Source organism: Oceanobacillus sp. B139/18 (assembly GCF_055524595.1).
Window position 1 is genome coordinate 1190686 of the sequence record NZ_JBVFXI010000001.1, and the last position, 22966, is coordinate 1213651.

The 22966-nt window shown below is 40.9% G+C and carries 14 protein-coding genes, 1 tRNA gene and 1 pseudogene; 2 read left to right on the forward strand and 14 right to left on the reverse strand.

Annotated features, from left to right (window positions below):
• Window position 1: 1 nt before the first annotated feature.
• From ACZSMY_RS05795 to ACZSMY_RS05820, 6 genes are all read right to left on the reverse strand, one after another.
• Window positions 2-2872, reverse strand: coding sequence for a 2-oxoglutarate dehydrogenase E1 component (locus ACZSMY_RS05795; RefSeq protein ID WP_139089118.1), 2871 nt, complete (start codon window positions 2870-2872; stop codon window positions 2-4).
• A gap of 737 nt (window positions 2873-3609) precedes the next feature.
• Entirely contained in the window at window positions 3610-4083 is a 474-nt protein-coding gene (locus ACZSMY_RS05800) for a tRNA (cytidine(34)-2'-O)-methyltransferase (RefSeq protein ID WP_042533758.1), read from the reverse strand.
• An 86-nt stretch (window positions 4084-4169) separates the two neighbouring features.
• Window positions 4170-5024: an amidase domain-containing protein gene (locus tag ACZSMY_RS05805; RefSeq protein ID WP_042533756.1), complete on the reverse strand. Its 855-nt coding sequence runs from the start codon at window positions 5022-5024 to the stop codon at window positions 4170-4172.
• Window positions 5025-5109: 85 nt separating this feature from the next.
• Entirely contained in the window at window positions 5110-6246 is a 1137-nt protein-coding gene (queG, locus tag ACZSMY_RS05810; RefSeq protein WP_042533755.1) for a tRNA epoxyqueuosine(34) reductase QueG, read from the reverse strand.
• A gap of 69 nt (window positions 6247-6315) precedes the next feature.
• Window positions 6316-8016, reverse strand: a complete 1701-nt coding sequence (locus ACZSMY_RS05815; RefSeq protein WP_212929143.1) for an ABC-ATPase domain-containing protein — start codon at window positions 8014-8016, stop codon at window positions 6316-6318.
• A gap of 455 nt (window positions 8017-8471) precedes the next feature.
• A tRNA-Gly gene (locus ACZSMY_RS05820) sits at window positions 8472-8545 on the reverse strand.
• 250 nt (window positions 8546-8795) lie between these two features.
• Here ACZSMY_RS05820 and dat point away from each other — a divergent pair.
• Window positions 8796-9668: a D-amino-acid transaminase gene (gene dat, locus ACZSMY_RS05825; RefSeq protein WP_042533752.1), complete on the forward strand. Its 873-nt coding sequence runs from the start codon at window positions 8796-8798 to the stop codon at window positions 9666-9668.
• Between the two features lie 289 nt (window positions 9669-9957).
• Here the strand turns inward: dat and ACZSMY_RS05830 are convergent.
• Window positions 9958-10580: pseudogene (locus tag ACZSMY_RS05830) on the reverse strand (histidine phosphatase family protein).
• 374 nt (window positions 10581-10954) lie between these two features.
• The gene (locus ACZSMY_RS05835; RefSeq protein ID WP_465147547.1) at window positions 10955-11713 is read right to left on the reverse strand and encodes an STM3941 family protein; all 759 of its coding nucleotides are present in this window, start codon (window positions 11711-11713) and stop codon (window positions 10955-10957) included.
• 198 nt (window positions 11714-11911) lie between these two features.
• On the opposite strand from ACZSMY_RS05835, the gene ACZSMY_RS05840 reads away from it, so the two are divergent.
• On the forward strand, window positions 11912-13918 hold the full coding sequence (locus tag ACZSMY_RS05840; RefSeq protein ID WP_193062041.1) for a S9 family peptidase: 2007 nt from the start codon (window positions 11912-11914) through the stop codon (window positions 13916-13918).
• A 109-nt stretch (window positions 13919-14027) separates the two neighbouring features.
• Here ACZSMY_RS05840 and carB read toward each other — a convergent pair whose 3' ends face one another.
• The 6 genes from carB to ACZSMY_RS05870 form a co-directional block, all read right to left on the reverse strand.
• Complete coding sequence (gene carB, locus ACZSMY_RS05845) at window positions 14028-17279, reverse strand: carbamoyl-phosphate synthase (glutamine-hydrolyzing) large subunit (RefSeq protein ID WP_256706212.1); 3252 nt, start codon at window positions 17277-17279, stop codon at window positions 14028-14030.
• A gap of 3 nt (window positions 17280-17282) precedes the next feature.
• A complete protein-coding gene (locus tag ACZSMY_RS05850; protein ID WP_256706211.1) occupies window positions 17283-18476 on the reverse strand; it encodes an aspartate aminotransferase family protein in 1194 nt (397 codons plus the stop codon).
• Window positions 18469-19266, reverse strand: coding sequence for an acetylglutamate kinase (argB, locus tag ACZSMY_RS05855; protein WP_256706210.1), 798 nt, complete (start codon window positions 19264-19266; stop codon window positions 18469-18471). The genes ACZSMY_RS05850 and argB overlap by 8 nt, the downstream gene beginning before the upstream one ends.
• Before the next feature lie 9 nt (window positions 19267-19275).
• Window positions 19276-20496: a bifunctional ornithine acetyltransferase/N-acetylglutamate synthase gene (gene argJ, locus ACZSMY_RS05860; RefSeq protein WP_465147548.1), complete on the reverse strand. Its 1221-nt coding sequence runs from the start codon at window positions 20494-20496 to the stop codon at window positions 19276-19278.
• 36 nt (window positions 20497-20532) lie between these two features.
• Window positions 20533-21570 carry an N-acetyl-gamma-glutamyl-phosphate reductase gene (gene argC / locus ACZSMY_RS05865; RefSeq protein WP_042533738.1) on the reverse strand — a complete coding sequence of 346 codons (1038 nt, stop codon included), beginning with the start codon at window positions 21568-21570 and terminating at the stop codon, window positions 20533-20535.
• Between the two features lie 324 nt (window positions 21571-21894).
• The gene (locus ACZSMY_RS05870) at window positions 21895-22863 is read right to left on the reverse strand and encodes an alpha/beta hydrolase (protein ID WP_042536207.1); all 969 of its coding nucleotides are present in this window, start codon (window positions 22861-22863) and stop codon (window positions 21895-21897) included.
• Window positions 22864-22966 lie beyond the last annotated feature (103 nt).

Sequence of the window (22966 nt, forward strand, 5' to 3'; positions counted from 1 at the left end):
TTTATTTTCCTCCTTCAAATTCGTTCAATGCCTGGTCAATAATATATTGATGCGCTGTTTTATGCACAGTAGGTATGCCTCCAGCTGGTGCTGCACGCTTCGGTCTGCTGATAACGTGTAATTCCTGATCCTCTTCAAGAAGCTCTCTTAAATAATCATCTACAAAATCCCATGAACCCATATTTTTTGGCTCTTCTTGCACCCAGACGATTTCTTTTAAGTTAGGAAGTTTTTGGATTTCTTCTTGAATTGCTTTTTTAGGGAACGGATAGATTTGCTCTACACGTAAGGCGCGAATCCAATCGCAGTTCGCTTCTGCTTCTTCCATTTCCCCTTCAATATCAATCATTATTTTACCGCTTCCCAATAACAGACGTGTCGCTTTTTTCGGATCTGTATCAAAGTATGGTTGTTCACGCAACGTTTTAAATCCACCGGTCGTAAACTCTTCCGCACTGGAAGCCATCTTATAATCTCTGATAAGACTGCTTTTCGGTGTCATCAGAATCAAAGGACGTGCCTCTGGACGGGAACGCATTGCTGCCTGACGACGAAGCAGATGGAATAACTGCGCTGAGGAAGTAACATTCGCTACGATCCAGTTATTCTCTGCAGCCATCTGTAAATAACGTTCTAAGCGGGCACTGGAATGCTCTGGCCCTTGTCCTTCATACCCATGAGGAAGCAGCAATACCATATTTGATTTTTCATCCCATTTCGCTCTCGCTGAAGCAATAAATTGGTCAATAATCACCTGACCCGCATTGGCAAAATCACCGAATTGTGCTTCCCAGATAACAAGTGTGCTTGGAGAATACACACTATAGCCATATTCAAAGCCTAAAACTCCTGTTTCTGATAGCGGACTGTTGCGAACATCAAAGGAGGCTTTGACATCTGACAATCCATGCATCGGACTATATTTTTCACCTGTATTCACATCATGCAGGACAACATGGCGATGCGCAAAGGTTCCTCTTTCTGTATCCTGACCTGTTAATCGAATTGGTGTGCCATCTTTTAATATAGAGGCAAATGCTAACGCTTCCCCGGTTCCCCAGTCAGCTTTGTTTCCTTCTTCTAATGCATCTTCTCTGCGCTTCAGAATTCTTTCGGTTTTCTTAAAGCCTTCAAAACCTTCCGGACGTTTTAGAAGTTCTTTATTGATTCCCTTTAAAGTCTCTAAATCTACTGCAGTTTCAAATTGATCTAATCTATTAGATAATACTTCCGGCATAGACTTCGGCTGCGGCTCACCTATTTCCGTTTCTGTCATGCCCTTGTAAATATCAGACAGTTTTGTATCAATCTCGTTTTTAATTTCGTCAAATCCGCCGGATTCCAATAGGTTTCTTTCTTCCATCGCACGTGCGAACAAGGTAGATACCGATGGATGATTATCGATTTCACTGTACAATTGCGGCTGTGTCGTTCTCGGCTCATCCATTTCATTATGTCCATAACGGCGATAACCTACTAAATCAATTAAAACATCTTTATGGAATTTTTTACGATACTCACAAGCTATTTTCACTGCAGAAATACAAGAAATCGGATCATCTGCACTGACCCGGATAATCGGAATTTCAAAACCTTTAGCCAAATCACTTGCATAGCGTGTAGAGCGTCCGTCTACGCGGTCTGTTGTATAACCAAGCTGGTTATTCGCAATCAGGTGAACAGTTCCGCCTGTTGTATACCCCGGCAATCCGCTTAAATTAAGCGTTTCTGCAACGACACCTTCCCCGATAAAGGCTGCATCCCCATGAATAATCAGCGGCATTGCTTTATTCGTATCTCTAACAGGATAACCGCTTACATCACGTTCATCCTGTGCCGCACGGGCAAATCCTTCCACAACCGGGTTGACAAATTCAAGGTGTGACGGATTATGCGCAAGTGTAATTTTTGTGTTTACTTTACTTCCATGGATAACTTCTTTTTCTGCTCCAAAATGATATTTTACGTCTCCGGTCCAGCCATAGTTAATTGCTTTAGAACCTTCTGACGGCATCAATTCCTTGTCTCTTGTATAATTAAACTCGGAAAAAATCTTATCATATGGCTTTTTCAATACATTCGCAAGCACAGCTAAACGTCCGCGGTGCGCCATTCCCATCATTACATGTTCAATGTTATCTTCGTTTGCATATTTTACGAGATAGTCGATCATCGGAACCATTGACTCTAAGCCTTCGATGGAAAAACGCTTTTGGCCGACAAATGTTTTATGAAGGAATTTTTCAAAACCCTCTACTTCATATAAACGCTTTAAAATATCCTTTCTGTCCTCTTGATCAGGATCAAATCTTGCATTTCCTTCTTCAATCAAATCAAACAGCCAGGTCCGCTCTTCATCATTATTGACATGGTCATACTCAAACGTAATAGTTCCTGTATAGTATTTCTTCAGCAGGTTAATAACATCCAAACCTGTTTGAACATCTTCTTTTTCCCGTTCCCAGATCCAGGAGGCCGGGATTTTTTTCAAATCTTCTTCTGTTAAATTGTAATGCTTTAAATCAAGCATTACGGACGGAGCACTTTTATAGCCGCCAACAGAATAAATATCCGCATCTGTATGACCGTAACGCCGAATAGCCTCAACAAGTTTGATTGCTGAGGTTAATTTCGTCACATCAAAATCTTCTGATATATTCCCATTGGAAGCTGTTTGTTCACTGATAGGAAAGACTACTTCTGCCCCTGTCATCCAAGCAGGCGCTCCATATGCATCAAACAATGCTTTAATAGAAGATTCCACTTGTTCTGGATCTTCTTTGTACAATTCATACTGTTGTTCTAAATACCCCGCATTTGGTCCGTGAAACTGTCCCCAAAATTTTTCTGCAGACTCTTCATTTCCTGGCACGACTGATACCCCCATTGAATTAACTAATCCGTTCGTGAAAACGGTTCAAATTATTAATAATCCTATTGATTTCTTTACACCAACTAATATACATGATTTTTAAGGAGGTTACAAGGAATCAGAACCGATTTATTGGGATAATTCGACATTTTCTATTCTTCCATAAAAATATATCAAAACAGTCCCTTTTTTATATTTTTCTAACAATTAATTCAGTGACTTTTGAACACATATTTTCCGGTAAAAATACATTTAATTAAAATTAATATAGGAATAGTTCACAACCAGTGATTTTTCCGTTATAATAAGGACAAATTAGTAAACAAAACTTCATTCTGTCAGAGCATTTCGATTTCTGCAGATTGGCAGTTACATGCTTCAGGCTTGCAGGCAGTTCTTCATTCTTCTTTCAACAATTTCTATAACAGAAGAGATATGTTTACATACAGCTGCTGCAAGATAAAAGCGTATCCATAACCCAAATGAAAATACAACGCATTTCTTTATGATGTAAAATTGGATACCATCACTACATAAAAGGAGGAATCTTATCATGAAATTAGCATTGATTTTAGGAGTTGCTGTTACATTTATTGTTTCCTGTTTTTCAGCTGGCTACGAAGCAAAACCGGGAGTACCAAAAGAAGATCAGCGTACTTAAGATTTAAAATAACTTTATAGAAATCACTTTATGTACAATCAAAAAAAGATGCCTCCATTTTGCGGAGACATCTTTTTTAATGTAAATCAGGAAACCCCTGCTGTCTTAACGCTTCATAGATAATAATGGAAGCTGTATTGGACAGATTTAATGAACGAACCTCGTCATTCATATGAATTCGCAGGCATTTATCTTCTTTATCTGTCAGCAGTTCCCGCGGGATCCCTGTAGACTCTTTTCCAAATACAAAAAATTGATCCAGCTCCACGGAGGAAAAATCAAAATCAGTATAATATTTGGTTCCAAAGTTCTCTATATAGTAAAAGCTCCCTGCCGGATAGGTTTGATATAATTCATCGATGGAATCATATTCTTTAACATCAACATGCTCCCAGTAATCCAAACCGGCGCGACGCACCATTTTACTGTCTGTTGAAAAGCCAAGCGGACGGATAAGGTGTAACGTCGTCCCGGTCGCTAAACATGTTCTCCCGATATTCCCCGTATTTGCCGGGATTTCTGGTTCAAATAATACTACATGCAAACTCACCATTCATTCTCCTTCAATTGCAAATTCTAAAAGTGGATATCCCTAAAAGCTGGTTCTCTTCTTTCTATCCCAAAATCAATTATACACTAACTTATCTCAATCCGAAAAAACTTATATTCAATTTCCGGAGTCCAGGCAGCCGAGTCCTCATAAGACCAATAACGGTTGCGGCTGTTATCGGTATGCGCATTGACAAGCGGCATATTATCAGCATCTTTAGCTACTACAATCGTTGTATGATTCCATGTACCGTCGCCTTCAAAATCATAGCAAATCACATCTCCGGGATTTAATTCTTCCGGTGTTTGCATCTCGATTCCCCTGATTCCGCGTTCTGAACCGCTTAAATACCATCTGAACGAATGCGCCACAGACCAGCTGAAGCTCCAAGAATCTTTTCCATACCACCAGCCCCGCTCCCGGACCGGCTCCCCCCACATCGGGCCTCCTCCCGCCCGCAGACATTGGGAAATGTAATTCGTGCAATCATCTTCAAAGCGACGATATTCCGGATTATAGCTGTTCCACCAGCGCTCTGCATATTTCACTGCTCCCAGCCGGTTATATTCTATTTCACGATTATTATCCTTGAGGTTTCCTTGTTTTAATACAGGGGGCTGATTACTGCCGTTTTCCGCTGGAGGCTTTTCAATCGATTGATGTCTGATTTCTCTATCCGATTGTTTCACAAGCTGATAAGGGACGACCTGCTCTTCCGTATAAAAAAAATCGCCCTGCTTCATTAAATATACCAAGTGTACCGCATATCGCGTGCTTCTGGTTGTGTCATAGGACTGTTTGCTGAAGACGAGGCCTTTTCCTTTTATCTTCACAATTTGCGCCTTTCGCTTCTTACAAAGTCTCTGCTTCTTACGCCACCAATCTTGGCCCTCCTTGCTGCCCTCGAAAAATTGCTGCCAATATGTTGTAATATCGCCCATAAAAAATCGCCTCCTCATCACAGCTTATGCATAAAGGAGGCGAATTAGGTCTTAGAAACCGCTGGAATGGCCGTGAGTATTTCTTCTACTTTACTGTCATGGCCGACAGCGCATTTTCCATTTCAAATTGTACTTGTTCATGATTCTCTTTTTCCAGGGCTTTAGAGAGCGCTTCTCTCGCAGCATCTGTTCCTATCTTCCCTAATGACCAGGCAGCAGTACCACGAATAACCGGCCGCGGATCGTTTTCCATAACAGCTATTAAATCAGTTTCCGCGGATGCTTCTTTATAATGGCCCAACGCTAAAATAACATTACGCTGAATCGGCTTTTTCCCTCTCCAAAAGCCGGACATATGCCCGAACTTTTCTTTAAACTCCCGATTTGATAAATGAAGCATTGGTTTAAGTCTTGGTTTAACCAATTCTGGCTCTGGCTCTAATTCCTGGTGGAAATGAGAATCTTTATCCCGGTTCCAGGGACATACCTGCTGACACGTATCACATCCGTATAAACGATTTCCTATCTTATTACGGAATTCCTCCGGCAGAAAATCCTTTGTCTGGGTTAAAAACGCAATACAGCGCTGCGCATTCAATTGTCCTCCTTGTACAATAGCACCTGTAGGACAGGCATCTAAACAAATTGTACAATCACCACAGCCGTCCTCTACCGGCGAGTCAGGGATAAACGGAATATTAGTCAGCATTTCTCCCAGATAAACAAACGAGCCATATTCCTTGGTAATAATGGAGGTATTTTTTCCGCTGAAGCCAATGCCGGCTCGTTCAGCTACAGCCCGGTCGCTTAATTCCCCAGTATCTACCATTGACTTGATAACAGCATCCGGCACTTTATCTTTTATATACTCTCCCAGCTTATCCAGCCGTTCCCGCAAGGCAACATGGTAGTCAATCCCCCATGAAGCACGGGCAAAAATGCCGCGTCTGTCTCCTTTTGTCCCTCTCGGTGTTGTTTCCATTCTCGAAGGATAGGCGACGGCAATGGAGATGATAGACTTCGCTTCCGGCAGTAACCGCCTGGGCTCCGTTCTTTCCTCAATACTCCCTTTTTCAAAACCAGATTGGTATTTTAGTTCTTGCTGACGTCTTAACCGTTCTTTCATTTCTGTAAAAATATCAGCCGTTGCAAAACCAATTTTATCGATACCGATTGTTTTCGCGTAGGCCTGGATATCCTTTTTCAGCTCTTCTACTTTCACCATACCGCCTCCCTTCTATTATTTTTTATCCTGATGAACTCGCTTTAAACATCCGGACCGGGATTTCAGTTATGCATCCATGAAAAATCTTGCTCTTCGCATCCGGTTCAATACCGCAGCAATTTCATTTTTCCTTGGTCTGGCTAAATCTCCTGGATGTTTCCCGTTGCTTTTCGTCAAAGTTTCCAATCCTTGATCCATTTTTTTATCAATCTGATCGATCAATGCTGCAAACGAAGAAAAATGCTTCTTTTCATTTCGGTAAAGATATTGGATAATCTCTGCAATCATTCTTGTTTGCGAAGCATCTACCAGCTGTTCCGTATAAGCAAAAGAAATGGGTTCTTTTCCAAATAGAATTTGAAATTGGCCTTTAGCCTGGATTTTAAACCTTTTATCTGTCTGCTTCGGAAATGTAGAAGCAGACAGATGCCGCTTTTCTACGTTCTTGAAATTCGTCTGCTCTACCTTACTATCGGCAATAGGATCTTCTTTTATAATTTCCTGTGCTCTTTGTGTGACATTCTTTGGCTTATATTCCTCCATAAGAATAACCGTATCTGCCACGGCAAAATATTCTCCTGAGCCGCCAGTTACTAAAATAACTGATTTATCTGCTTCATCGACTAATTGTCTGATACGATGTATAAACGGGGTGATTGGTTCATTTTTATGATCAATCAGTTTTTGCATGCGGCTGTCGCGAATCATAAAATTGGTTGCGCTGGTATCCTCGTCAATCAGCAGGGTGTCTGCTCCAATCTCTAAAGCTTCCATCACGTTTGCCGCCTGAGAAGTACTTCCGCTTGCATTACTTGTTGAAAAAGCAGTTGTATCTTTTCCATGCGGAAGGTTAGAAATAAATGGAGAAATATTCACCGATGAGATTTCCCTTCCATCTTCTGCCCGAATTTTGACAGCACTCGGGTCTGTACAGATAAATTCCCGGCCATCTCCCTCGCAATGAGGATAAACGCCGCGTTCGATCGCTTGAAGCAGTGTACTCTTCCCGTGATAACCGCCTCCGGTAATCAAGGTGACTCCCTGCTTGACCGCCATTCCTGTTATTGTTTTGCCATGAGGAAGCTTTAATTCTACCTCATCCTCCTGCGGACTTTGAAAAGCAACCGCACCTTTGGCAGGCAGATTACTTACGCCGCTTTTTCTTGGCAATACAGAGCCATTGGCAATAAAGCTCACCCAATTATTTTCTTTCATTGCTTGCCATATGGCCTCTTGCTGATCAGCTAATTGAACCGCCTGCTGAATCGTTTTATCCTGAATATGAAAAACAGAATGCTCGATGATAGATGGAATTACCTCATCGAATAACTTGATTGCTTCCTTTCCATTAATGGATCGTCCATTAGCCGGCAGACCTGCAGACAGACAAACCGTTAATCCCTGCTCGGAAATACGTACTGCTGTCCGCTCTAATATCTCCTGGCCCGGTCCATCAAAAGCAATCATGCCGCTTTTGCCAGAACCTTTAATAAATGTTTTATTTTGATACACTGCTTTATCAATCACTCTCGCAAACGCATCCTCTACTGCTGTCTGTCGAGATTTTGTTTCCAGCCACTCAGCAGCTATATGCCGTTCCTTCTCTGGAATCCCGATTCTTATTTTAGAAGGGCTGGCAAATGGGTCTCCTTGAACATAGTCGATATAAAGTGTATACCTCGGATACGTGTAGCTTCCCGCAATTTGTTTATATGCTTTGTAGCTTTTTCGGTCAATTTGTAATAAATTATTTTCAAGACGCTTCATCCTGGCTCCTCCATTCTGCTTTATTCTTTATAAACAGGGTACTATACTTAAAGTGCAAGTTCAAAAAGCCCGGTAAATAGGACCAAGAAGTTCAAGGCGACGAGCTATTTCCAAACGGACTTCCACAGGATGTGGTGACTTCTGTGTTGTCCACAGGACGTGGACGGTTTTAACAGAAGTTCCTCTTTGTTTTATAATACGTGAGTAACGGTTTTGGTGGGGCGAGTAATCGCAGTCCCATTGGAAATAGCTTGTCAACGCACTTCCGCAGGATGCGGTGGCTTCTGCGCTGCCCACACGACGTGGGCGTTCTTAGTAGAAGATCCTTTTCCCGACGTGTCATTTTTATTGGATTTTTTGAACTTCCTCTTATAGGTGAGGAAACAAATATTTTACAAAATAAAAACGCAACACTTCGTAGACTAAGTACGAAACACTGCGTTATCACATATGTATGGAGCGGGTGAAGGGAATCGAACCCTCATCATCAGCTTGGAAGGCTGAGGTTTTACCACTAAACTACACCCGCATGATTTATAGTTGTTTTCAACGACAAAATTTATTATAGCAACGTATTCGATAAAAATCAACAATAAATTTAATTTTTTTCATGAAAACTTAACCGAAAATTAATATTTAATGAAAATATACCTAAGAATAATTTATAATACCAGTGCATATACTTCTATAATGCCCAAATGTTTCTCGTATAATCTGTTTACATTCGTCTGGTCGCGTAATAAACTATTATTATGCTTCACGGAGAGGAGAATTTTAAAATGTCAGTATATTCAACTATTCTTACCCAATCGGAATTTGTAGATAAGGATAGTCTCAGCTACCCATTTGAAGAAAGAGGATTACAGTTTGGCGATGGCGTTTATGAAGTGATTCGGATTTATAAAGGAGAGTATTATCTCCTGAAAGAACATGTGGATCGCCTGTACCGTTCTGCCGAAGCCATCAAAATCAAGATCCCTTATCATAAAGAAAAGATGACAGACCTATTACATCAATTAATGGAAAAAAATAATATGAAAAATGATGGAAAGGTGTATATGCAAATCACACGCGGCTCAGCTCCCCGGGATCATGCCTTTCCATATGAAGTCACACCTAATATCTATGCTTACCTTCAGGATCTGCCCAGAAATGAAAAGATTCTGGAGAACGGGGTAAAGACCATCTCACAGCGTGATGTCCGATGGGAAAACTGTTATATCAAAAGCTTAAATCTGCTGCCAAACGTTTTAGCAAAGCAGACAGCAAAAGAAAATAATTGCTATGAAGCCATTCTGCATCGAGATGGCGTGGTAACAGAATGCAGCTCTTCCAATATCTATCTCGTAAAAGACGGAAAAGTATACACGCATCCAGCTACTAATAATATTTTACATGGATGTGTACGAATGGCAGTGGAGCGCTTTTTAAAAGCTGAAAATATTCCGCTGATTGAAGAGGCTTTCCAAATTGAAGATATCCAGCATGCAGATGAAATGTTTTTATCCAGCAGTACATCAGAGGTACTGCCTGTTATTCAGCTCGACAATGTAGTTGTCGGAAATGGTGAACCCGGAAAAATTACCCGTACCCTGCAAAGAGCGTATGAACAGGATGCTAAAATTACTGATAAGTTAATTAAAAATGTGTAATGAAAACTGTCGCCTTGACCATGGGCGGCAGTTTTATTATCCTGATATAAATATCCGGAAACCCTGCTAATGACAGCCTTACATCACATCGACTAGTTAATCATATTACTCTTCCCACTGCGTTCATTTAAATAATGGATTCCTTTTTTAATCGAATATAATTTGCGGTGATATTAAGTTATTTCTTTTATTATCAAGACTCCAACCGTAAAAAATAAGAAGATAAACATATTAGTCATGTATAATATCCTTCTCTTCTTTACTTTTTTCCACAATCACGCCCGATTTCTTAATATTCCAGATGGGAGGTATCATTAAATTTATTCACTACATTCTGCTGAAAACTATTTTGGCTTAAAACAGTTACACCACCTGCTAATGAAGAAAAGTATGCATTAACAATCATCTCTGGTTCAAATTTCAACCACCAGGCTAGTATGTACCCTAATGTTCCTCCGTGTGAAACAATTAAAATGCTTTTCTCATTTTCTAATTCACATATCCTATCCATACAATTGGAAACCCGACTATAAAATTCTCGCCAGGTTTCACCGCTTTGAAATTCCCGATAATCTAGATCAAATTCACTTTTTGCTCTGGGATTTCTATTTGCTCTTGTCCAATCCTTTGTTTTCCCTGCAGCAACACCACTGTTTATTTCACGTAATCCTTTTTCCTGAATAACGTCTAATTTTAATTCTGCTCCAACTATATCTGCTGTTTGGAACGCCCTTAATAGATCAGATGAATACAAGACACAGGCATTTTTCTCCACAGATTCTTTTAATTTTTCTCCAATTTTTTCGCTTGACCCTTTCCTGCTTCAGTTAAAGGAGTATCTGTCCAACCACCCGACATATTATTTAGATGATGTTCCGATTGACAATGCTGTATCAAGATAATATTGCTCATTTTGTCCTCCCCGCTTTTAATTAAATTATACTTAATTCCCAATCTGAGCAGTTTGTTTAATATTGATTTCCCTTATTAACAACAATATCTTTTTATTAAAATCGAAATTCTTGTAAAAGGTATTTAACTACTCTTCCTTTTAGAGATAATTAGTATAGTATTTAACTAACATCCGTCATTTCAGTTCAAATGTTATCTTTTTCATACATCCTCTTTTGAGGATAAAGATAGACTTCCTATGTACCCATCGTCATAACTTCCAAATTAGTTTTATCCTATTCCTGTATATGTATATCTATGACAAGATCGCAACCGAACACGCTCATTTTTTATAGTCTTTAAAATATAAGCAAAATGCTAAAATCACCGACAATTCATTTCCCGATTATTTGATATAAAAGAAAGACTATAACAATCGTTATTACTAGGCTGACTGCTATAATTTTCAAGAAGGATTTCCGTTTTATTTTACTAGGTTGTTCTACTTTCATTGCTTCTTTTTCCACTTGATAAGAAAGCATCTTCGACGGCACCGTATCTGATGCCGTTATTCCAAACAGCTGTCTGTGCTCTGCTATTTCAAACATACGCTCATCTGTTACTGCTCCAAACGCACGTCTGTCCAGTTCCTTCAGCAATTTTGCTCTATCCTTCCGCTTGATTAAGCTTAATAAAAAATTTACTTTTATAATATGAGGAATCTCGTCTATTTGTAAACGCTTGGCTAATAGCTTTCCTGCAACTAAACGTTTTCGAAATGCTTTATATTCTTCTTTATCCGCTAAATAAATTTCTATCGAACTGGTAAATTGATGTTTATATATTTGATACCTTTTAATATCCTGCCATTGAATAAAAATCGCACGTTTTAATGGATGTTTGATAATAAACATATCCTTTGTCAGCGTGAGATACGGTTTTAAATCAACAAGCATTTTAATCGCAAAAAGTGTGGAACCCCCAAAAATCAAGGGAAGGATAGTAAAAATATAACCATCTACCGTATTCCCTTCCTTAAAAGAATAGATACATACCGCCATTCCCAGTATAAAATAAGTAAGAGAGAGAATAAGAGCTAAAAAACTCTTCCCTTTTGATACGTATAAATAAACTTCCTGTGTACCCAACATCATAACCTCCGAATCAATTTCGTATCACTCTATTGATTCTTTATTTTACCATATTTTACTTGATATACATTTAAAAAATATACAAATAAGCTCTATAGCTAATCCCACCTGTACAGTTAATCCTCATTGATTCGCATTCCGAAATAGTTTAAACTAAAATCATATAGAATGAAATTCATTTAAAAATTGAGGAGGAATTACATGTCTGCATCAACAGAAAAAAGACCCGTTACCACAACCGATTTTCAGAATATTAAGGTTCTTAGTGAACCGGAGTTTATTTCAAAAAATAAATATAGTTATGTCATCACCTCTGTGAATGAAGATAAAGACTATGAATCACAGATTTATGTACATAACTTGAAAGATGATTCTCACAAGCAATGGACTACAGACAATCATCGGAATCATACGTTCCGCGTTTCTCCGAATAAGGATAAATCCTTCTTCCTTTCCAGCCGCAGCGGAGCTTCACAGATTTGGCTAATAGCTGTTGACGGCGGGGAAGCAAAACAGATTACTACTTTTCCAAACGGCGTCTCCTCCCCTGTCTGGGCAAACGACGGAAAGTCGATTATATTCTGCTCCTTTCTGGAAAAAGATGATGATATTGCTTCCTTAAAAGAGTTAAGCAACGAAGAAAAAAAGGCAAAACAAAAGGAAGCACAAACAAAACCGCTTATTGTCGACCGTTTAAAGTACAAGTCGGATGCCAGAGGATTCCATGACCAATCCACTGTACAAATCATCCAATATGATATAAACGCAGACAAATTTTATCAGCTTACAACCCAAGAGGCAGATCATCATTTGGTTGACCTTGCACCGAACGGCGAACATCTTGTCTTTGCAGCTAATTTTGAAGAAGATGCGGATGCTTCCCTGGTTTCTGATTTATATTTACTGGAGCTGCAGTCAAAGGAAATAACTAAATTAACAGACAGTAAAGGCAGCTACCACGACGCCAAATTCTCCAGAGACAGTAAAAAAATTATTGCTTGCGGGCATGAGTTTGAATATGCAGGCGCAACGCTCACTAAGCTGTTTCTATACGATGTAGAAAGCAAAGAAAGAAAATTGCTTTCTGGAGATTGGAGCATCCAGCCAGGTGATACAATGGTCGCGGACATGCGTCTTGGCAGCTCGGAAACTGGTCCTGTCTGGTCACATGACAATGCATCCATTTATTTTCTTGGATCAGATGCTGGAGCTGTCAATCTATATGAAACAGATTTAGAAGGAAATTTAAAAACACGTTACAGCGATGATAATCACGTATTCGGCTTTTCTTATCATCCAGAGACAGACAGCTTTATTTTAGGAATCAGCAAACCAAAAGATCCTTGTAATTTTTATAAGCTGGATGCAGATAATACCTTAAAGCAGCTGACAGATGTAAATAAAGCCTTTATTCATGAAGCAGCTTTAAGTGAACCAGAAGAAATCTCCTATACATCAAGCGATGGCTTAGAAATTCAAGGCTGGCTGCTTCGCCCTTACGGCTTTCAGGAGGGAAAGAAATATCCATTTGTTCTGGAGGTTCACGGCGGTCCGCATGCCATGTACGGTCAAACCTTCTTCCATGAACTCCAGCTTCTTGCAGCGAAAGGATATGTTGTCCTTTATACCAATCCGCGCGGCAGCCATGGGTATGGACAGGAATTTGTTAACGGGGTGCGGGAGAACTATGGCAAAGGAGATTATCGCGATCTGATGGAGGCGGTCGATTATTGCTTAGAACAGTATTCCTTCATTGATGAAAACCGTTTGGGTATGACCGGCGGAAGCTACGGCGGGTTTATGACGAACTGGATTGTCGGTCATACGAACCGTTTCAAAGCAGCAGTGACACAACGATCCATTTCCAATTGGTTAAGCTTTTATGGAGTCAGTGATATCGGCTTCTTCTTTACCAAGTGGGAGCACGGCGTGAATTTATTAGAGGATCCAACCGGACTGTGGGATATATCTCCGTTGAAATATGCAGAAAACGTGGAGACACCGCTTCTTATCCTGCATGGTGAAAAAGATTATCGCTGTCCAATCGAACAGGGAGAACAATTGTTTATCACATTAAAGCATTTAAATAAAGAAGTGGAATTCGTCCGTTTCCCGGATGCTAATCATGAATTAAGCCGAAGCGGCAATCCATCTCTGCGTACAGCCCGGCTGGAAAATATCTGTCGCTGGTTTAATAAATATTTGTAAAACGAAGCTTCACTCAACGGAAGTTTTGCAGATGGCTTCTCAGCAATAAGCATAATGTCTATTAAAAAATAGAGGCGACAATTTCTGTCAGCCTCTATTTTTAATTATCCTATGATGATACACTGCCAACTTTTGGCGCGTGATAACCCTCCTGCGTTCGCAATGTCTGTAAATACGTCTGTAAGGATTGAATATCTTCATTCTTCAAGTGCTGGTATTGCCATACGAGCTTTGCCGTTTCCAGACTGGTGAAATACGGAATATTCAGCTGTGTACAAAGCTCTCTCAATTGAAAACCAAATCGTTCTTTATCTCTGCCGACGCTTGGCACATTAATCACATAGGCAGGCGGATCTTGTAAAAACAGCTTTTTGAGGTTAGCTATTTCACGGTTTACCGCAGTAGAAGGAATCTGGTTTTTCTCCAGGTAAGTACTCGTTCCCTGTGTAGCGATTATTTCTGTGTTTCCGGCAATTTCCTGAATAAACGGGATGCTTTCTTCCTTATGGTGATCACTGATCGATACAAACCATTTTTTTGTATCATGCAGCTTGTGCTGGGAAGGAAACACCGCCTTACGAATTGCTTTTTCCAGCGTTATATCCATCCCGATAGCTTCCCCGGTTGATTTCATTTCCGGACCTAAAATATGGTCAACACCTTTTAATTTATTCTTAGAAAAGACAGGTGCTTTCACCGTGTAATATTCCGGCTCCTGGTAAGAAGAGAATTCTTTCATAAAATCCTGCAGAGACTCCCCTAATTGTGCATTGACAGCTAAAGCCACCAGCGGAATCCCTGTTACCTTGCTGACAACCGGAACCGTACGGGAAGATCTAGGGTTTACTTCCAGAACATATACTTCATCTTGGTAAAGAACAAACTGGATATTCATCATCCCGATAATCGGAAGCTCTCTGGCAATCTTTTTAGAGATTTGATAGATTTGCGCTTTTTGCTGATCCGTTAATGTGATAGCCGGGAATACGCTCGTACTGTCTCCTGAATGCACCCCTGCTTTTTCAATATGTTCAAAGATCCCTGGGATAATCACATTTTCTCCATCGCTCACGACATCGACTTCACATTCTAATCCAGGCATATAGGAATCCATTAATAACGGCCAGCATTGATCGTAGGTATCTACCTGTACTCTTTGTACATTGCTGAGTAATTCTTCTTTATTGTAACAGACAAACATCGACTGACCGCCAATCACATAAGATGGACGAATCAGAACAGGATATCCGAGCTGATGGGCTGCTTCCTTCGCTTCATCCACACTATGGACAATTTCGCCATGAATGTGAGCAATATCTAATTGCTCTAAGAAGGTATAAAATTGCTCTCTGTCTTCCATTTTATCCATATTTTCAGGCGCTGTTCCTAAAACAGAGACACCGGCTTCTTTTAACTGATTCATAAGGTTAATAGCTGTCTGTCCGCCAAATTGGACGAGGACGTCTTGAATATTCTCTTTTTCCATGACATTTAATACATCCTCCAGAGCCAATGGTTCAAAATAAAGGCGATCAGCTACTGTATAGTCCGTACTCACCGTTTCCGGGTTATTATTGATCATAATTGCCTCATACCCGGCTTTTTGCAGTGCCTGCACAGCATGCACAGAGCAATAGTCGAATTCAACCCCCTGCCCGATACGGATAGGACCAGAGCCGATAACCAGCGCTTTTTTCTTATCCGATACGGTCTGCACTTGATTGGATCCTGACCAGGTTGAATAAAAATAGGTAGAATGTTTCCCCGACGTTCCCGGGCACGTATCAACAAAACGATAATTAGGCGACAACTCATGATTTTTATAAAATTCACGCAGTACAGCCGGTTCAATATGGAGAAGTTTTGCTAATTGGACATCACTGATATTATACTGTTTTGCCTGCAAGATTTTCTCTTCTGTTATATTCTCCCAGCCGGTTGCTGCCAATTCCTTTTCCAATTGGATGATAGCTGCTATTTTTTCCAGAAAATAAGGCTGGATCAGTGTCCGCTTTGCAATCTCATCTACAGAGAATTGGCGCCATAAGGCTTCACCGATAGCGAAAAGACGTAAATCATTCGGCTCTTCAAGCAATGCTGTCAATGCGTCATCTGACTTTTCTGCAAAGGCTGTCCAGCGGAAGGATTGAATATTCATTTCCAGAGAGCGGACCGCTTTATTTAATGCGCCTTCGAAGGTTTTATCTAAGGACATGACTTCTCCTGTTGCTTTCATTTGTGTTCCAAGCGTACGATCTGCTTCGGAAAATTTATCAAATGGAAAACGCGGGATTTTTACAACGGTATAATCCAAATCCGGTGTAAAATGAAGATAGGTCGCTCCGCTGACGGGATCAACTAATTCATCCAAATGATAGCCGACTGCACATTTTGCTGCCACTCTGGCAATCGGATAGCCTGTTGCTTTCGAAGCCAGTGCAGAAGAACGGCTAACGCGGGGATTTACTTCGATAATACAATATTCATTTGTTTCCGGATGGAAGGCAAATTGAATGTTACAGCCGCCCACCACTTCCAGCGCACGAATTATTTTTATCGACGCGTCACGCAGGATTTTACTTTGTTCAGCAGTTAATGTCTGAGCAGGAGCGACTACAATGGAATCGCCGGTATGCACACCGACAGGATCGACATTCTCCATGTCACAAATAATTTGGCATGCGTCATTCTCATCGCGCATCACTTCATACTCCATCTCTTTCCAGCCTTTAATGCTGCGCTCAACAAGCACCTGCGTAATCGGACTTAGATGGAGCCCCTTTGCCAACAGCTCGCAAAATTCTTCCTTATTATTTGCAAATCCTCCGCCTTCTCCGCCAAGAGTATAAGCTGGACGGAGAATAACCGGATAGCCTATCTTCTCTGCAAACGCCAGGCCATCCTCTATATTTGTCACAATTTGTGATTCAGAAATGGGCTCCTTGATGGAAATCATTAAATCTCTGAATTTTTCTCTGTCCTCTCCCTTTTGTATGGAAGCAATGGAGGTCCCGAGCAGGGTTACATCGTGTTTCTTCAGAATCCCTTTCTCATGAAGCTCTAAGGATAGATTTAACCCTGTCTGCCCGCCTAAGGTTCCAATTAAACCATCCGGCTTTTCCTTTTCAATAATTTTTTCGACGACCTCTACTTCTAACGGTTCTAAATAGACTTGGTCGGCGATGGTTTCATCTGTCATAATGGTCGCAGGGTTGTTATTGATAAGCACAACCTCCAGCCCCTCTTCCTTTAAAGCAAGACAGGCTTGCGTCCCGGCATAATCAAACTCTGCCGCCTGCCCGATAACAATCGGCCCCGATCCTAAAACAAGTACTTTCTTCATCCCTTGATGTATTGGCATATCTTATTCTCCCTTCTCCTCTATGTCTGCTGCAATAGCCGTTATCACTCCGATAAAAGTGAATAACTCTTCTTTCTCTGTTGTTAATGGAGGCAAAATACGCACGACATGCTCTCCTGCTGTTAATACAAGAACCTGTTTTTCTCTTAATTTCTCCACCCAGACCCCTGCTTTATTTTCAACTTCCAGCCCGATAAGAAATCCTTTTCCTCTTACCCCTGTAATAAGTGAATTGGTTTCAGCTATCTTCATTAACCCTTCAACTAACAGGGTGCAGTTTTCCTGTAAATCTTGTAAAAATGCCGGGTCTGCAATTTTCTCTAATGTAGCCAGCCCAGCTGTTGCTGCCAGCGGATTTCCCCCAAAGGTGCTGCCATGGGTTCCTGGTGAAAAACTGTCCGCAGCTTTACTTTTTGCTAGTAATGCTCCAATCGGGAAACCAGAGCCTAATCCTTTAGCCAAGGTGATAGCATCCGGCTCAATATCGTACTGTTCATAGGCAAACAAAGTACCCGTCCTGCCGACCCCAGTCTGAATTTCATCGACCATAAACAGAATATCTGCCTGCTTACAATAGTCATACAGTGCTTTTATCCACTCTGCATCCGCCGGATGAACGCCGCCTTCTCCCTGGACCAGCTCCAGTAAGACGCCCGCTGTTTTATCGGTATCTATTTGCTCCAGCGCTTCCGGCTGATTAAACGGCAAATAAGTAAAACCAGGTGTTAATGGGGTAAAGCCTTTATGGATTTTAGGCTGTGCAGTTGCAGCCATCGTATAACCGGTTCTTCCGTGAAAGGAGTTTGAAAAAGTAACAATCTCTGTTCTTTCCGGCTTCTGTTGGTCCTTTGCATATTTTTTAGCCAATTTGATTGCTGCTTCATTTGCTTCAGCACCGCTGTTACAGAAGAAGGCCTGATCAAAGCAGCTTAACGAAACTAACTTTTCTGCCAATGCTTCCTGCTGGGGAATCTGATACAAATTAGAAACATGCCATAAGTTCTCTAATTGCTCGGATAACTTTCCCTGTACATAATCCGGCACATGGCCTAAACTACATGTTGCAATCCCGGATGTATAGTCCAGGTATTTCACACCCTGGTCATCCCATACATAGCTTCCTTTTCCTTTTACAATAGTAAGCGGCAAACGCTGATAATTTTTCATTAATGCTGATGTTGTCATTGTATTAGACATGCTCAAACTCCTTTTCACTTAAAATCGTCCCTACTTTTTCTCCGTCTAAATATTTCAAAATATCATTAGGTTCTAATCCATTTAAAATAACCGATTCCTCTACGCCGCCCTGCAAGCTTGCCAACGCCGAACGCACCTTGGGAATCATGCCGCCATAAATGACGCCGGAATCAATCAATGCTTCAACATCTTTTTTGGTTAAATGGTGGTGGATTACTTCTTTTTGGTCGATTGTTTCCATCACACCCGGAATATTACTGATCAGAACAAGTTTACAGCCTAATGCCTCTGCTACTGCACCAGCCGCTGTATCGCCGTTAATATTGAAACGGGTTTCTCCCTCGCCTGCTGCAATCGGGGAAATAACAGGAATACCGCCTGCATCCAGAATCATGTCAATCCAGGACGTTTCCACCTTGGTAACCTCTCCGACAAAACCAAGCTTCCCATTTTGAATTTGTTTTGCCTGCAGCAGGTTGCCGTCCACTCCGCTAAGACCAATTGCTTTTCCATTTTGATTTTGAAAGGAACTGACAATCCGTTTATTAATGGTTCCGCTCATTACCATTTGCGCAACTTCTAACACTTCTTCCGTAGTAACCCGAAGCCCATCGACAAATGTACTTTCAATATTCATCTGCTCCAGCGCCTGATTGATTTCCGGACCGCCGCCGTGAACAATAACAGGTTCACAAATCTTTTTTTCTTTCAGCTCGATTAACAGCTCATAAAAAGCCTTTGGCAGCTCCTGCAAAATACTTCCGCCTACTTTAAATACTACTTTTGTCATTAGAACACCTCACGTTCGATAGGATGCGTTGATCTGTACGTAATCATAGGTTAAATCACAGCCCCAGACAGTTGCTTTCTCCACGCCGTCTGTTAACCCGATAAAAAGGTGAACCGTATCTTTAACCAATTCCTCTACACAATTCGGTTCATGGAAGGCAAGCAGCTGCCCTTCCTTAATAATCTGCTCTGATCCAATCGCAAGCGATAACCCCTGTTTATCAAATGCTACGCCGCTTGCACCTAGAGCACTGATGATTCTTCCCCAGTTGGCATCTTCACCATAAATTGCTGTTTTTACCAGACTGGAGCCAATCACTGCTTTCGCCATCTGCGCCGCTTCCTGCTCCGATCTAGCTCCTTCTAAACTTACTTCAACCAGCTTGGTTGCTCCCTCTCCGTCCTTAGCTATCATTTTTGCAAGCTCCCGGCTGACGAATTGCCACGCTTCCATAAATTGATGCCATTCCAGATGCTGTGGATGAAGTGTTTCATTATTCTGCATTCCGTTTGCTAAGATAAGTACCATATCATTCGTACTGCTGTCCCCGTCCACTGTAATACGATTAAAGGACTGATCGGTTATTTGTCTTAATCCCTGCTGGAGACTTTCCGTTTCTACGTTTGCATCGGTTGTAATAAAGGAAAGCATGGTCGCCATATTCGGGTGAATCATACCCGACCCTTTCGCAGCGCCGGCAATGGTGATGACTTTTCCATCTATTTCAACCTCGACAGCAATATGCTTCGTTTTCGTATCCGTTGTTAAAATGGCATGTTCAAAATCAACAGCTGCTTCACTCTCCCCAATACGGGCAATGGCTCCTTTAATAACATCCATTGGAAGCATCTCACCAATGACTCCCGTGGAGGCAACAGCCACTAAGGAAGAGTCAATTCCTATTTTTTTGGCTGTAAGCTGCTGCATTTCTAACGCATCCTGATAGCCCTGTTCACCTGTATACGAATTGGCATTAGCAGAATTGACAACGACTGCCTGCAGCTGGTCGGAATGCTTTAGTGCCTGCTGTGTTACATCCAGTGGGGCTGCCTGAAATGTATTCTGCGTATACACTCCCGCGGCATTTGCTGGTACATCGGAATAAAGCCAGCCGAAATCACGCTTAGATTTCCGCAGCCCTGCGTGTATGCCTCCTGCAGTAAATCCTTTAGGCTGATCAATATGTGCATTTTCTAAAATTTTAAATGACTTCGATAATGTATGTTCCACCTATGATTTTCCTCCTCAAAGTTGTTCTCTTTTAGATTATGGAAATACTGGAATAAACTCCAATCCCATTGTCTCATCCCATCCGTTCATCAGATTAGCATTATGAATTGCCTGGCCAGCCGCTCCTTTTACTAAATTATCAATCGCCGACGCTATCACAATGCTGTTTGTCCGCTCGTCTACATACGCTCCAATATCACAGTAATTACTGCCCGTTACCCCTTTTGTTGCCGGAAAATGACCTTCTGGCAAAATACGGACAAAGGATTTCTCCTGATAGTATTCCTGTAGATAATCTAAAATGGAGGCGGTGGTTTCCTGACTTTTCAAATCTGCATATATTGTGCATAACAGCCCTCTTGTCATTGGAATCAAATGCGTTGTAAAAGAAACCTTTACATCATTATCTGCAAATTGGGATGCATAACGTTCAATCTCCGGGATATGCTGATGCTGACCAATTTTATATGGAACAACATTTTCATTTGCTGAAGAGAAATGGGCTTTTTCACTTAAACCTTTTCCAGCTCCGGAAATCCCTGTTTTCGCATCGATGCGAATACCCTCTGTCTGAATTTTATTCCCATCAATAAGCGGGATTAATGCGGATAAAGCAGCAGTCGGGAAACAGCCCGGGTTAGAAATAATCGACGCTGATTTGATTTCCTCTGTAAAAATATCACTGAGTCCAAATACTGCTTTCTCCAGCACATCTGCAGAAGCAGGCTCTTTTCCATACCATTCCTTATATTCCTCTGAAGTAAGCCGGAAGTCGCCAGATAAATCGATACATTGAACGGAAGTATCCTGGAAAGAAGGAATAATATTTTTAGCGACACCAGCTGGGGCTGCTAAAAATAAAATATCAATCTCTTTTTCTAGCTCCTCGGTATTTAATGCTTCCATCTCTTTCGTAATAATACCGTTTAAATGCGGATAAGTAGCTGATAACTCCTCTCCTGCCTGTGATTGTGATATAATTTTAGTAATCTCGATTTCTTTATGTGATTGGAGAAGCCGGATAAGTTCAATCGCCCCATACCCGGTTCCGCCAATAATTGCTGCTTTCTTCAAAAACGCTCTCTCCCTTGTCTGAAAAATGAATTATTCATTATTATAAATTTTTATGTATGTTTATGCAAGGGAATTTATAAATATTAATGAAATTTCTTCAGATTAATTGTTTACTTGTATAATATATGAATAAAAAAGACACTGATCAAGCTTTATGATCAATGTCTTTTTCTTATCACACATCTTAAATAAATGGAATCCAAACCTTTGTATATCGGAGTTTTTGAAGCATCCTTAAATCAAGTTTCGTAGTATCTCAACTCAGATTCCTGTTATTTTCTCTTGTTTCTAACAGAAAAAAATTTATGCAGTCCTCCTGCATCCTCATTCAGCTTCCCGCACAAACCGTTCCAGAAAGCCATCCAATGTTTCCTTATATAATTCCTCATCTTTCACAAAGGACTCCCCGTGGCTCGCCTCATCCACAAGCAGAAGCTCCTTTTCACTTTTGGTATTTTCATAGAGCTCCTCTGTCATCTCAGTCGGCACAAAGACATCTTCTTTTCCATGAATATATAATATCGGAACTTCCGCTTTTGCAACTTGATCTAAAGCAGAGGCTTCCTTCAGCCCGTAACCGGCGCGCAGCTGTGTTACGAGACTGGTAGATGGGATAAACGGAAAGGAAGGCAAATGGAACATCCGGTCAATTTGGTAAGAGAATAATTCATTGACATCTGTATAAGAAGCATCCGCTACAACGGCTTTCACATTCGGCGGCAGTTCCTCCCCGCTTGCCATCAAAACAGAGGAGCCTCCCATGGAAACGCCATGTAATACAATTTCAGCATCATCACCCACACGTTCCATTACTTTATCAATCCAATCAAGCAAATCTAAACGGTCGTGCCAGCCAAAGCCGATATAATCTCCTTCACTCTCTCCATGTCCGCGCATATCCGCTGTAAAAATGTTATATCCTAAATCCTCATAATAATGCTGTCCGTATAAAGCCATATCTTTTCCGCGCCCTAAATAACCATGAGCAAAAATAACTACTTTGTTCGTAGGCTGTTCTGCTTCCAGATAATATCCTTGTAAATCAAGATTATCATAGGAAGTCTGATGCCAAGTTTCAAACGGCTGTTCATCCGACCAGTCCCGCCAATCACCTTCTAATAAAATATCCAGTGTCTCTGCTTCCACTTCCAGGTCATCATTATCGTTTAAAAAATCTTTTACATTCCTTTCAATGGCGAGGTTATAAAAGAAAATCGCAGCAGCAAAATTTATAATAAGGAGTATCAGCACAACTCCTGAAATAATCCAAATCCATTTCTTCTTTTTCTTCACACCCTGACCCTCTTTTCTATCTAACATTCTAACTACCTATTATACTAGAAATTCCCTGAAGTATATAATCCAAGTTATGGGAGAATGCCAGGAAATTTGTTTA

Coding starts and splice junctions, on each gene's coding strand:
- ACZSMY_RS05815 (WP_212929143.1), bottom strand. CDS start 8,016: ATGAAGCGTCTTGAAAATAATTTATTACAAATTGACCGAAAAAGCTAC.
- ACZSMY_RS05850 (WP_256706211.1), bottom strand. CDS start 18,476: ATGTCTAATACAATGACAACATCAGCATTAATGAAAAATTATCAGCGT.
- dat (WP_042533752.1), top strand. CDS start 8,796: ATGTCAGTATATTCAACTATTCTTACCCAATCGGAATTTGTAGATAAG.
- argB (WP_256706210.1), bottom strand. CDS start 19,266: ATGACAAAAGTAGTATTTAAAGTAGGCGGAAGTATTTTGCAGGAGCTG.
- ACZSMY_RS05840 (WP_193062041.1), top strand. CDS start 11,912: ATGTCTGCATCAACAGAAAAAAGACCCGTTACCACAACCGATTTTCAG.
- ACZSMY_RS05805 (WP_042533756.1), bottom strand. CDS start 5,024: ATGGGCGATATTACAACATATTGGCAGCAATTTTTCGAGGGCAGCAAG.
- ACZSMY_RS05835 (WP_465147547.1), bottom strand. CDS start 11,713: ATGATGTTGGGTACACAGGAAGTTTATTTATACGTATCAAAAGGGAAG.
- carB (WP_256706212.1), bottom strand. CDS start 17,279: ATGCCAATACATCAAGGGATGAAGAAAGTACTTGTTTTAGGATCGGGG.